Genomic DNA, 12524 nt, shown 5'->3' with positions numbered 1-12524 from the left:
CAATTGGGCAGCCCAAAATGCCGAAAACTCAAGGAGACGGTTTCGTGACCTCGGCGCAACGCCCTATTGCCCCCACGGGCAGGCCCATCACCATTTTTGTAACGGCGCCCAAGCTGGCTCAGGCCGGCGTCGACGTCCTGCAAGCAGCTGGCGCCCGTGTCATTTATCTGCCGGTGGCGGATGACGTGCAAGCCGTACGCCACATCATGGCGACGGAGCCGGTGGATGCCGTGATTTCGCGGACCGTGGCGCTGGATGCCGAGGCGATTGCCTCATGCCCAACGTTGAAGGTGGTTTCCAAACATGGCGTCGGGGTCAGCAACATCGACGTGGCGGCCTGCACCGAGCGGGGCATTCCCGTGTATGTGACGCCAGGAGCGAACGCGCAATCCGTGGCGGAAATGACCTTGGGCTTGATGTTTGCCGCCGCGCGCCGCATTCACTGGATGGATGGTGAGTTGCGAGAGGGGCGCTGGTCCCGGGCACAGGACGGCCTGGAGCTACACGGACGCACGTTGGGATTGGTGGGTTTTGGCCAGGTGGGCCAGCGCGTGGCTGCCGCATGTCTGGCGATCGGTATGCGTGTGTACGCCTACGATCCCGCGTTGCAGGGGCAGCCGTCGCCGTTGCCGGGTGTGACCTTGTGGAGCGATATGGACGATATGCTGCCGCATTGCAATGTGGTCAGTCTGCATGTTCCCTTGAATGCACGTACGCGCAATTTTTTCAATGCTGCGCGTTTGGCGCGCTTGCCGAAACAATCGGTGTTGATCAACACCGCGCGGGGTGAAGTGGTCGACGAGGAAGCGCTGATTCAGGCGCTGCAGGACGGCCAGTTATATGCGGCTGGGCTGGACACAATGGCGGTCGAGCCATTGCCTGCCGGCAGTCCGCTGGCAACGTTGCCAAATGTGGTGCTGACTCCGCATGTCGGCGGGTCCACGCCCGCCGCTCTGGCCGCGATGGCCACTGGCGCTGCGCGCAATGTGCTGGGCTGGTTGGCGGGCCAGCCAGCGGATGCCTCGGCCTGCGTGAATGCGCAGGTGCTCAAGGCCACGCCAGCTGTATCGGCGTAGTGCGCCACGACGTTGTACTTCTTTTTTACTAGGATATTTCATGAGCACGAACACCAAGATTTCCTGGCCTGCCGGCTATCGCATCAACCCGCGCGACGCGGGTCCTTCGGCTGAGGTTGTCAGCGGTTTTCAGGGCCTGCCTGCAGCTGCGATCGGCGACGCGATGAGCCGTAACGTCGGGACGGTGGGTTTGCGTCAATATCATGCACGTCTGGACACGACGATGTGCGGCCCGGCGTTTACCGTGCGCGTACGGCCGGGCGACAACTTGATGATTCACAAGGCACTGATGATGGTGCAGCCGGGTGACGTACTGGTGATTGACGGCGGCGGCGATGTGACGCAAGCTTTGGTCGGCGGGCTGATGCGTACGACTTGCGTGGCCAAGGGCGTTGCGGGCTTGGTGATTGATGGCGCGGTACGTGATCTGACCGAGTGGGCCGAGGACGGCATGCCGATTTTTGCGAAAGGCCATACGCATCGTGGCCCGAGCAAGGATGGTCCAGGCGAGATCAACGTGCCCATCAGCTGCGCGGGGTTGGCAGTATTGCCAGGCGACCTGATTGTGGGCGATGCTGATGGCGTGATCGCTGTCCCGAAAGATCAAGCCGAAGACATACTGGCACGCACGCGCGCCCACCTGGAAAAAGAAGCGCGCATCCGGGAAAGCAATCGTACGGGCTCGGCGGATCCCGAGCGGTTTGATGCAGTGCTGCGTGCGAAAGGCCTGCCGGTTTGATGGCTGGCTTGTGACGACAGATCCGTGATGAGCCGAGCTTAGGCGAGCGTATCGCGCCAGTATTCGAGGGTGCGCACGGGTTTGCTTTTAAAAGAAAATGATACGGAGACTTTGATGAATCGACGCGATTTTCTGCAGCTTGCGGCAGCCGGCGCAGCAGGAGCCACGATGCCTTGGGCAGCTCAGGCCCAGTCCAATAATTGGCCCACGACTGTAATCAGGCTGATCGTGCCTTTCCCGCCGGGAGGCGGCACGGATACGGTGTCCCGTTTGGTGGCAGAGAAACTCACGCTATCGAAAAAGTGGCAACTGATCGTAGACAATCGTCCAGGCGCAGCGGGCAATATCGGATTGGACCAAACTGCCAAGTCGAAGCCCGACGGCTATACCTTGGCGATGGCGCAGACGTCGAACATGGCTATCAATCCGGCCTTGTATCCCAAGATGCTGTTCGATCCTCTGAAGGACCTGGAACCGATTGTCCAGGTGTGCGCACAACCAGTGATCCTGGTGGTGCGTAAGGAGTCACCCTTCAAGACTCTGGCAGACTTTATTGCGGCAGCCAAAAAAGAGCCGGGCAAGTACACCATGGCGCAAGCCGGCATGGGTACGGTAGGCCATCTGGCGGGGGAAATGCTGACGCGCGAAGCAGGCATCGACGTGATGCAAGTGCCTTACAAGGGCGCGGGACCGGGAATGAATGATTTGATGGGCGGCCAGGTCGATACCTATTTTGGCAGTGCGGCATCGGTCATGTCGCAGCTGGAGGCGGGCGCCGTTCGAGGGTTGGCGACAACATCTGCCAAGCGCCTGGTGGCCTTGCCGGATCTGCCGACGGTAGCAGAGCAGGGCTATAAAGATTTTGAGGCGACGACATGGTTGGGACTAGTCGGGCCGGACGAATTACCGGATGATATCGTCAAGCAAGTCAACGCTGCCGTTGTCGAAATCATGTCGAGCAAAGAAGTGCAGAAGCGTCTGGAAGCCGACGGCAACGAGCCGAACGCTGGAACGCCCGAGGCATTTGCTACGCTCATTCGTAATGAGCACGATAAATGGGGCAAGTTGATTCGCGAGGCCAACATAAAAATTAGCTAGCGAGTATGCACCAGGAGCCCACCTTCTCTATGCGTACGTGCGTGCGCATGGGGACGGTGGGTTTTGCTGTTTTCACCTTATTGAGGGGACATGGAATGAAAGTATCGATTTCTGAATTGGCTGCCAAGCGCGTCGCACGGCTGAGTGCTGTGGGGCTGGCGGCGGCGGCGTGGATGATGCCTGCGGCGCATGCGGCCGATGCGGTGTACCCGAACAAACCCATCACGCTGATCGTGGGGTCTTCGCCAGGTGGATCGAACGATGTGTTTGCGCGTGCCATCGCCAAGCATATGGGCGATGCGCTGAAACAAACCGTCGTGGTAGAGAACCGGCCCTCGGGCGGTGGTGTGCTGGCGAACTCGCTGGTCGCAAAGGCTGCGCCGGACGGCTATACGCTGGGTATGGTGTCTTCTACGTTCACTACGGGTGCTGCGATCCGCACCAATCTCGGCTATGACGCGGTAAAGAGCTTTACGCCGGTGGCGATGATTGCCCAAGGCCCGCTGCTGATTACCATCAACAAGGATCAGCCTTTCAAGACCATTCAGGAACTCGTGGCTTATGCTCGTGAGAACCCGGGTAAATTGAACTACGGCACGTCGGGCATAGGCAGTATCAACCAGTTTTCGACGGAGCTGTTTGCCCAGTCCGCGAATATCAAGATGACGCACGTCCCCTACAAGGGCATGGGTCCTGCTACGAATGATCTGATCGGTGGACAGATCAATGTGCTGGTGGCGAGCGCGCCGTCGATCCTGGGGCAGGTGCAAAGCGGCAATGTGCGCGCTTTGGCCGTGACTACTGCGCAGCGTTCACCGGTTGCGCCGGATCTGCCGTCCTTGGAAGAGGCAGGCTACAAAGGCAGCGCGACGGATTTGTGGTGGGGAATTCTGGCACCGGCCAATGTGCCTGCTGACGTGACTGAACGCTTGAACAACGTCATCAACGAAGCGCTCAAGAGCGACGATATGAAGGCGTTCCTGCTCAAAGAAGGCGCCGAGGCTGCGCCGATGAGCTCTGCCGCGTTTGGCAAGGTGATTGCTGAAGAACTGGCCAATTGGAAAGTGGTGGCCGAGAAATCGGGCATTCAGCCGGAGTAATCCCAGACCAGGCGCGTTGGCTATCTTGCTATGCGCGCCTGCGCTTTGCGGCGGTGGGTTCGGTCGCCAGAATATCGGTGATCTGCCCAATATTGCTCAGCGTGCTTTGCAGATGTTCGCGCAAGGCCTGCGATGCGTCTGCGTTGCGGCCTTGCTCCAGTAATTCCAGGATGTGCAGGTGCTGTTCGCAATGCTGTTTGTAGCGTTTGCGATCGCGCATCGAGCGATAGGACAGCAGACGGCGTACACGATTGACGCGGCGTACGGTGTCGATAAAGAATGGGTTGCCCGAGGCCTCTACCAGCGATTCGTGAAAGCGCACGCCACGGTCATGGAGTTGATCTGCGGTGTCGGTTTCGATGCCACCTGCCAACAGGTGCAGTTCGGCCTCGCGGCAGCGTGCCAGGATGGTGGGGTCCAGGCGATAGCCGGGTTCTAGCAGGGCGGCCGGCTCCAGCGCTAGCCGCAGGCGATAGGACTGCAGCAACGCGTCGGGCGTGCGCATCATGCCGGAGAATTCCCATCCATAACCAGGACGGCGTTCGGCCCAGCCTTCGTTGGCAATGCGTCCGAGTACGGCGTTCAATTGCGCCGGCGTCAGCTGATATCGTGCGCGCATTTGCGTTTCGGTGACGGCCGCCGCCAGCTCACCGCGCAGCAGATCGTCGGCGATGCGAAAGTAGATGTCAGTGAGGACGTCGTGTTCTTGCAGCCCCAACTCTGCTGCCAACTCGTCGGCGCGCGCGGGGACGGCTTGTGCGACGAAGTAACCGCGATTGCGTTGCCGGCTCAATACCCCTTTTTCGTGCAGTTGTTGCAACGCTTCGTTGATCGGCGAGCGCGACACCCGCAGCCGATCGGCCAGCATTTGCGCGGGCAAATGGGCACCGACGGCCAGACCATCCATATGGATGAGTTCAACGATCTGCGTGGCAAGGGATTTTTGCGGAGTCATGCCCAGGACTGTAGCGCAGAATCAGTCCGCCTCCACGTCCGAGACGGGGTGTGCCGCCAGGGTGTCGCGCAAGATGGCGGGGATGACGCCGCCGACAGCAAGCAGGTCAACTTCCAGTTGAGTTTCTACGGCGGCGCGCGCTGTGAAAGCCGTGATGGAACCGTCTTGGCGGTGGATGCGCACCGGAATGTCGCAGCGCGGCGTAATGGCGTTCGCGGGCGCGTCGATCTCGATACGGTCGCCGGATTGAATCTGCAGGGCGTCGGGGCCATGAGTTGCCGACAGGCGCAGCGGCAATATACCCATGCCTATCAGATTGGAACGGTGAATGCGTTCGAAGCTCAACGCCAGGACGGCGCGGATGCCGAGCAGCCGCTGCCCCTTGGCCGCCCAGTCGCGGGAAGAGCCGGTGCCGTAGCGTTCGCCTGCAATCAGGACGAGCGAGTCGCCCGCATCACGGTAGCGCTGTGCGGCCTCCCAGAGCGGTAAAACGTCGCCTGTCGGAGCGTGCCGCGTGTACGCCACGGGCGCCTCTGGACATAGCAAGTTGACGAGTGTCTTGCTGTGAAATGCCGCGCGCAGCATGACTTCCCAGTTGCCGCGGCGTGAAGCGAAAACATTCAAGTCGTTGCGATCATCACCGCGTTCGACCAGAAAATCTGCGACCAGGCTGTCGGGAGGAATGGCGCTGGCCGGCGAGATATGGTCGGTAGTGATGTCATCGCCCACGACCAGGAGCGGATGGGCTGTGTAGTGTCCCAATTGACTGCCTGCGTCCGCGGCGGCAAAGGGCGGCCGGCGCAGAATCGTCGAGGCGGGGTCCCAGGGAAACTGAGGCGATGACGGCGCATCGAGTTGTTGCCACAACGGATTGCGCTGCGCGATCTGAAAATCGCGCCGGAAATCCGCTGCGTCCAGCCCGGCCTGAAGACAAGCCTGAATCTCTGCGTGGGTGGGCCATAGGTCCTGCAGATAGATGGGCTGATCGTCTTCAGTCTGTCCCAAGGGATCGTTGCCCAGGTCCCGCTCGGCGTCACCCGCCAAGGCATAGGCAACGACGAGCGGCGGCGACATGAGAAAACCCAGATCCAGATCAGGGTGAATGCGGCCCGGGAAATTGCGATTGCCGGACAGCATGGCGACGGGATGGATGTTGTCCACTTTGGTTGATCGCGTAATGACTTCAGGCAAGGGGCCAGAGTTGCCGATGCAGGTGGTGCAGCCATAGCCCACGATATCAAAGCCCACGGCTGACAGATCGTCGATCAAGCCCGCGCGCTGCAGATAGCTGGCCGCGGCGGGAGAGCCGGGCCCTAAAGACGTTTTGACCCAATGAGGAACTTTGAGGCCATGGGCGCGCGCCTTGCGGGCGACGATACCGGCAGCCATGAGCAGGCCGGGATCGGTGGTGTTGGTGCAACTGGTGATGGCTGCGATGGCGACGGGATAACGCGGCAGATCCGTGTGGGAATCCGCCGGCTGAAATGCCAGTGCATCGAGCGTGGCCGGTACATCGCGATAGTGCAACAGGTCCTGCGGGCGCCGCGGACCGGCGACGTGCATGCCGACCTGCTCCAGTGCAATGTGCAGGGTGCGCGTATAACGGGGGCGGGCACAGGGATCGAACCACAACCCTGTGCGTTGCACGTAGTGGCGTACTCGTTCGACGGCAGCCTCGGATCGGCCGGTCTGGCGCAGATAGGCCAAGGTATGGTCATCGACGGGAAAGTAACCCGTGGTGGCTCCATACTCCGGGGCCATATTGGCCACGACAGCGCGTTCGCTGGCAGACAGCGTAGAGACGCCGGGGCCGTAGAACTCGACGAATTCGCCGGATACCCCCATGCCGCGCAACTGCTGCGTGACCGTCAACGCCAAATCGGTGGCCAAGACCCCGGGCGGCAAGGCTCCCGTGAGTTCGACACCGATGACATCCGGGATACGCAACATCGTGGGCATGCCGAACATCACGGTCTGCGCTTCCAGGCCGCCTACGCCCCAGCCGAGCACGCCGATGCCATTGACCATGGGGGTATGGCTGTCGGTGCCGATCATCATGTCGGGCACGAGCCAGTCTTGTCCGTCGCGTTGATCGATTTGTACGACCGTTGCCAATTGCTCCAGATTGATCGTGTGCATGATGCCCGTGCCAGGCGGGTTGATGCGCACGCCCTCCAGGGCCTGTGAGGCCCAGCGTAGAAAGCGATAGCGCTCCTGATTGCGGCGAATCTCATGGCCGATGTTCTGCGCCGCGGCGTCGCGCCGGGCATAGGCCTCGACTGCCAGGGAATGGTCCACCGAGACATCCACCGGTAATCCGGGATTGAGCACCGCGGGGTCGACACCCGCCTCGGCTAGGGCATCGCGCATGGCGGCGATGTCTACCAGGGCAGGGGTGCTGGTGGTGTCGTGCATGAGCACCCGGCCGGGCTGAAACGCGATCTCTGCTTCGCTCGATCCCGTTTGCAACCAGTCAAACAGCGCCTGTACTGCATTGTCCCGCTCGCTGCCCTGCATATTGCGCAGCGCATTCTCCAATAACAGACGCAGCACGACGGGAAGCCGAAAGTACTCGGCGCCAAACGGGCCGGGGAGGTCGACGACGGCGTAGGTTTGCGATCCGACAACCAACGTGGCCGGGCTGGCAGGGGGCAGGTGGGCAGGTTCCATGGAATCCATTATTGCATTTTTAATTTAAAAAATGCAATATGAAAAAGCGGTGGCCGTAATCGCCGCGCCATCGTTATCAAAAAATCCATATTGGAGACGTGCATGTCCATTCTTCGTAAATTTCATGTGCTGGCGCCGCTGGTGCTGGCCGGGCTGTTGGGCCATGCGCTGCCGGCCGCTGCTCAGGAATATCCCAGCCGTCCCATCACACTGATCGTGCCGTTCTCGGCCGGGGGAGGGGTCGACGTCATGGCGCGGCTGCTGGCTGAAAAGCTGCGCGATTCGCTGCATCAGAACATCGTGGTGGAAAACAAGCCGGGCGCCAGCGGGATGCTGGGGGCACAATTTGTGGCCAGGGCTTCCGCCGATGGCTATACCTTGCTGCTAGGGTCGGCGGGCGAGACGGCGATCAATCCATACGTGTACAAAGCACGCATGGCGTACCAGCCCGAAAAGGATCTGGCGCCGATTTCGCTCGTTGCGCGAGTACCGAATGTGCTGGTGGCCGGGCCGTCGCTGCAGGTGAATACCGTTGCTGAGCTGGTCGCCCAGGCCAAGGCCAATCCGGGCAAACTGACCTATGCGACGAGCGGCGTGGGCAATCCACAGCACTTGAACGGGGCCTTGCTGCAATTAATCGCCGGGGTCGAGATGGTGCATGTCCCGTATAAAGGTGCAGCCGGGCAATTGGCGGATGTGGCGGGTGGGAACGTGGATATGACGTTCGTGAGTTATGCGGGGGCCAAACCGTTCATTGATGCGAATCGGGTCAAGGCGCTGGCGGTGACCTCGGCACAACGGGCAAGCTTTGCCAAGGACATCCCGGCAATTGCCGAAACGCCGGGACTGTCGGCCTATCGTCTGGAGAACTGGTTTGGTTTGTTCGCACCCGCCAAGACACCCGAGACGGTGCTGGAGCGTATCAATCAGGCCGTGACGGCCGCATTGAAGGATCCGGAATTGGTGCAGCGCTTGCGTGATCAAGGCGGCGAAGTGCAGGCCATGTCTGTTTCTGAGTTCAAACAATTCATTCAACACGAGAGCGAGCAGTACAAGTCGATTGTGACGCAGGCCAATATCACGGCTGAACATTGATCAGGAGACGTCATGTACGCCTATGTCGGAAGCCGCACGACGCGTGAACGCAATGCGCGAGGCGAAGGGATCAGTGTTTTCAAGGTCGATCCGGAAACGGCGGCCCTGCAACGGATTCAGTTGTTGGACGGATTGGAAAATCCTTCTTTTCTGACGTTGAACGCGCGTGGGGATCGCTTGTATGCCGTGCACGGCGATACGACACGGGTGAGCGCCTATGCAATTGATGGCGACAGCGGGACGCTGACGGCGTTGAATACGGAGCAGACACAGGGCAAGAATCCGGTCGATCTTGCGGTGGACCCCAGCGGCAGATTTCTGATCGTGTGCAATCACATCGGCGCCAGTATGGTGGTGCTGCCCATTGCCGAGGATGGTTCGCTGTTGCCGTTGGTGCAGCTTGTGCCGGTGGCGGGCGTTGCTGGCCCGCATCGTATCGAGCAGCCGCATGCCAAACCGCATGCCTGTCCGTTTTCGCCTGATGGCCGATACGTGGTGGTGCCCGATAAAGGGACCGACCGCGTGCTCTCATTTCGTTTTGAGGCGGGGCGGTTGTCAGTGCCGCCCGTCGAGGCAGTGGCACGCGAAGCCTCAGGGCCACGCCATATCGCGTTTCATCCATCGGCGCAGTATGCGTATTGTGTCAACGAGCTGGATTCGACGGTGACAGCGTATCGCTACGATGCGCACACCGGGTCATTGAGCCCGCTACAAATCCTGTCGACGCTGCCTTCAACGTTTACCGGCAACAGCCGCGCGGCTGAAATCATGGTGAGTGATGATGGGCGCTACGTCTATGCCTCGAATCGCGGGCATGACAGCATCGCCGTGTTTCGTGTCGATGCGGCGACGGGGATGTTGACGTGGCTGGACGCCTATGCGTCGGGAGGGCGAACGCCGCGTTATATGACGTTCTTGCCTGGTGGCCGTTTCCTGTATGCGCTGAATGAAGACAGCGATAGCATCGTGACGATGCAAGTGGATGCGGCAACGGGGCTGCTGTCGCCGGCCGGAGACTTGGTGGCTGTGGGAAGCCCGGTATGTATGGTTTTCTCGCGTGGGCGTGAGTGATGGGCCTGCTGATGGGGGACTATTGGACGTTGCAGTGCGGGGATCGAGTTCCGTTGGACGTCGAAGGGGGGCAGTGACCGCGTTGGCGCTTCACGGAGTCGGTCGGCCGCCTTCGCGTCCGACTGCCGCATCGCTCGTCTCGTNCGGCCCCTTCGGGCCTACCTACGACGTCCGCTCGCGCGACTCCGAGGCGCGCCAACACGGTCACTGCCCCGCTTCGACTCACAGCATCTCTGATTCCCTCGTCGCTGGGACGGGTGGTCTACGTAGGCTTCGTAGGCGATGATTTCTGCAAAGATGAAAATCTTGCAGGGCTGCTATTCATTGGCGCCTACGGGCGCGCCAATGAATAGCGTTCGTGATCGGCATGCGAGGGCTTTAGCATCGGAGATAAACAGAAGATCTCTCGAGCGACGATTTCTCATAGGCCATCATATTGTTCGCACCACGATTTCGCGATATTCAAAGATGTGCGACCCATCTCCGCATGCATCAACTCTAGCCAAGCAGATCTTCCAAACTGGCACCACGCCACCCCGCCGCATGCCCGGGCCAATCGCTATTCGCGCGTGTGCAGGGCACGCGCGAATAGCAGCCCTGCAAGATCTTCCTCTTTGCCAACACGGTTGCAGAAAAATGCCAAGCAAAACAGCCGTGCCAGCGATGTGATGAGCTTGAGTTACTGCGAGTCGAGCCGAGGCAATCGGGCCCTGGGGGCGCCTCAAAGCCGAGTGGAGCGGACGTTGAAGGGAGCGCGAAGGCGCGGACGAAACGAGCGAACACGNTGTCCGGCGCCCGCGCGCCGGACCGGCTTTGTGAAGCCCCCACGGCCCGATTGCCTCGGCTCGACGTCCAATAACCACACCAACCTCACCCCATCACCCAGACCACTCACAAAATTTGCAAGACACACCCGAGCAAGCACAACGCCTTCCACCCACCAAAAAACAAAAGGGCATCCAGTCCCCCAGATGCCCAAGACAACCTCCATTCCTACAGCGATATCAAAACAACACCGCCGTCTTCTGTATCGTCGTCCAAATCCCCCAAGCCAACGGAATCCCCACGCAACCCCATGCAAACACCACAAACGCAAATGGCGTCTTGAACGTAGAGATAGACTCCCCGCGAACCTCAGCCGCCACCGCCCGCTCGTGCGCCAACGCTTTCTCCCGTGCCAGTTCCTCGTCACTCATAAAGTATTTAGGATCCACCGGACGAATAGCCAGATTGCACAAGAACCCCAACACCAGCATCCCTGCCAGCACATACATCGTAATGTCATACACCTGCGCGCGCGGCACGCCGATAGACAACTGATACTCGCGGATATAGTTCACCAGCACCGGCCCAAAGATCCCCGCCGCCGACCATGCCGTCAAGATTCGGCCATGAATCGCGCCCACCATCTGCGTACCGAACAGATCCGCCAGATACGCCGGCACCGTCGAAAACCCGCCACCGTACATCGAGATGATGATGCAGAAGGCAATCACAAATAGCGCCAATGCCCCCAAATGCGCCGACCAGGGAATCGACGAGTACAGCACAAAGCCCAGCACCAGGAATACAAAATACGTCAGCTTGCGCCCCAGCTTGTCCGACAGCGTGGCCCAGAAAAAACGTCCGCCGATGTTAAACAGGCTGAGCAACCCCGTGAACCCTGCCGCCGTGGCCGCAATCGTCGCCAGCTGCGTCTTGTCCAACTGTCCATAGAGCAGCTCGGGATGCCCGATCAACGTGCCGCCAAACACCTCCTGCAGCAGCGGCGACGCCATCCCGAGGATGCCAATCCCTGCCGTCACGTTCAGGCACAGCACCAGCCATACCAGCCAGAACTGCGGAATGCCCCAGACACGATTCACATGCACGTGCCCCTTGGTAATCATCACGTTATTGGCGTGCTTGACCGGCTCTTTCCAGCCCTCCGGTTTCCAGCCGCTGGGCGGGATGCGATACCCCAGTGCGCCAGATACCATAAAGACAAAATAGATGATGGCCAACGCCAGGAACGTCTGCGCCACACCCAAGCCCTCTGGCGTGGCGAAGTAGCGCATCAGCATATCCGCCAACGGCGCGCCGATCATGGCGCCGCCGCCAAACCCCATGATGGCCATGCCTGTGGCCATCCCGCGCCGGTCGGGAAACCATTTGATCAGCGTACTGACCGGCGAGATATATCCCAGGCCCAAGCCAATACCGCCAATGACGCCAGATCCCAGCCACATCATCCACATTTGATGCAGATGAATGCCCGCAGCAGAAATGAGCAGGCCGCCGCACCAGCAGACGGCGGCCACGATACCTGCCTTGCGCGGCCCCGCGCGTTCCAGCCAGCCACCCCACAGAGCGGCCGCGCAACCCAGGAGCACGAAGAACAGCGTGAACATCCACCCCATGGTGGAAATGCGCCAATTGCATTGAGTCGTAAACAGCTCGGCAATCAGGCTCATATCGGCCGAGCAGGTCGCGACCGATCCGCCTAGCGATCTGGACAGCGGCAGCCAGAATACCGAGAACCCATAAGCCATCCCGATACATAAGTGGATCGCCAAGGCCGCAGGCGGTACCAGCCAACGATTGAAGCCAGGTCCGGCAATGGTGCGCTCTTTGTCCAGAAAGCCTGGCCGGGCGCCCGGTAAATCCAGTGTGGCGGTGTCGCTCATAGTGTCTCCTCAGGCACGGCGCAAGGGCCGCAATGGGTGCTCGCGCGATATGGC

Annotated in this window: 9 protein-coding genes; 6 read left to right on the top strand and 3 right to left on the bottom strand. The window is 60.4% G+C overall.

Annotation, left to right across the window (positions count from 1 at the left end; translation table 11 throughout):
* Positions 1-17 precede the first annotated feature (17 nt).
* The 4 genes from ACNA0J_RS23640 (at position 18) to ACNA0J_RS23625 (ending at position 4013) form a co-directional block, all read left to right on the top strand.
* Entirely contained in the window at positions 18-1076 is a 1059-nt protein-coding gene (locus tag ACNA0J_RS23640; RefSeq protein ID WP_415821321.1) for a hydroxyacid dehydrogenase, read from the top strand.
* Between the two features lie 40 nt (positions 1077-1116).
* Complete coding sequence (locus tag ACNA0J_RS23635) at positions 1117-1815, top strand: RraA family protein (protein ID WP_415821320.1); 699 nt, start codon at positions 1117-1119, stop codon at positions 1813-1815.
* Positions 1816-1929: 114 nt separating this feature from the next.
* Entirely contained in the window at positions 1930-2913 is a 984-nt protein-coding gene (locus ACNA0J_RS23630) for a Bug family tripartite tricarboxylate transporter substrate binding protein (RefSeq protein WP_415821319.1), read from the top strand.
* 95 nt (positions 2914-3008) lie between these two features.
* Positions 3009-4013: a Bug family tripartite tricarboxylate transporter substrate binding protein gene (locus ACNA0J_RS23625; RefSeq protein ID WP_415821318.1), complete on the top strand. Its 1005-nt coding sequence runs from the start codon at positions 3009-3011 to the stop codon at positions 4011-4013.
* A gap of 28 nt (positions 4014-4041) precedes the next feature.
* Here the strand turns inward: ACNA0J_RS23625 and ACNA0J_RS23620 are convergent, their stop codons facing one another.
* Positions 4042-4968: a GntR family transcriptional regulator gene (locus ACNA0J_RS23620; RefSeq protein ID WP_415821317.1), complete on the bottom strand. Its 927-nt coding sequence runs from the start codon at positions 4966-4968 to the stop codon at positions 4042-4044.
* A 21-nt stretch (positions 4969-4989) separates the two neighbouring features.
* Positions 4990-7638, bottom strand: coding sequence for an aconitate hydratase AcnA (gene acnA, locus ACNA0J_RS23615; protein WP_415821316.1), 2649 nt, complete (start codon positions 7636-7638; stop codon positions 4990-4992).
* 102 nt (positions 7639-7740) lie between these two features.
* On the opposite strand from acnA, the gene ACNA0J_RS23610 reads away from it, so the two are divergent.
* Positions 7741-8733 carry a Bug family tripartite tricarboxylate transporter substrate binding protein gene (locus ACNA0J_RS23610; RefSeq protein ID WP_415821315.1) on the top strand — a complete coding sequence of 331 codons (993 nt, stop codon included), beginning with the start codon at positions 7741-7743 and terminating at the stop codon, positions 8731-8733.
* A gap of 12 nt (positions 8734-8745) precedes the next feature.
* Positions 8746-9804 carry a lactonase family protein gene (locus tag ACNA0J_RS23605; protein WP_415821314.1) on the top strand — a complete coding sequence of 353 codons (1059 nt, stop codon included), beginning with the start codon at positions 8746-8748 and terminating at the stop codon, positions 9802-9804.
* 1004 nt (positions 9805-10808) lie between these two features.
* Here the strand turns inward: ACNA0J_RS23605 and ACNA0J_RS23600 are convergent.
* Positions 10809-12470 carry an OFA family MFS transporter gene (locus ACNA0J_RS23600; protein WP_415821313.1) on the bottom strand — a complete coding sequence of 554 codons (1662 nt, stop codon included), beginning with the start codon at positions 12468-12470 and terminating at the stop codon, positions 10809-10811.
* Between the last annotated feature and the right edge of the window lie 54 nt (positions 12471-12524).

Origin of the sequence: Bordetella tumbae (assembly GCF_965139195.1) — a bacterium.
In the GTDB taxonomy this organism is placed as follows: Bacteria; Pseudomonadota; Gammaproteobacteria; order Burkholderiales; family Burkholderiaceae_B; genus Bordetella_A; species Bordetella_A tumbae.
Note: the sequence above shows the minus strand (reverse complement) of the source record. Positions and strands in the feature narration are given on the sequence as shown.

What these genes read in the sequence shown, in the direction of transcription:
- ACNA0J_RS23640 (WP_415821321.1), top strand. Translation starts at nt 18, where the DNA reads ATGCCGAAAACTCAAGGAGACGGTTTCGTGACCTCGGCGCAACGCCCT.
- ACNA0J_RS23635 (WP_415821320.1), top strand. Translation starts at nt 1,117, where the DNA reads ATGAGCACGAACACCAAGATTTCCTGGCCTGCCGGCTATCGCATCAAC.
- ACNA0J_RS23630 (WP_415821319.1), top strand. Translation starts at nt 1,930, where the DNA reads ATGAATCGACGCGATTTTCTGCAGCTTGCGGCAGCCGGCGCAGCAGGA.
- ACNA0J_RS23625 (WP_415821318.1), top strand. Translation starts at nt 3,009, where the DNA reads ATGAAAGTATCGATTTCTGAATTGGCTGCCAAGCGCGTCGCACGGCTG.
- ACNA0J_RS23620 (WP_415821317.1), bottom strand. Translation starts at nt 4,968, where the DNA reads ATGACTCCGCAAAAATCCCTTGCCACGCAGATCGTTGAACTCATCCAT.
- acnA (WP_415821316.1), bottom strand. Translation starts at nt 7,638, where the DNA reads ATGGAACCTGCCCACCTGCCCCCTGCCAGCCCGGCCACGTTGGTTGTC.
- ACNA0J_RS23610 (WP_415821315.1), top strand. Translation starts at nt 7,741, where the DNA reads ATGTCCATTCTTCGTAAATTTCATGTGCTGGCGCCGCTGGTGCTGGCC.
- ACNA0J_RS23605 (WP_415821314.1), top strand. Translation starts at nt 8,746, where the DNA reads ATGTACGCCTATGTCGGAAGCCGCACGACGCGTGAACGCAATGCGCGA.
- ACNA0J_RS23600 (WP_415821313.1), bottom strand. Translation starts at nt 12,470, where the DNA reads ATGAGCGACACCGCCACACTGGATTTACCGGGCGCCCGGCCAGGCTTT.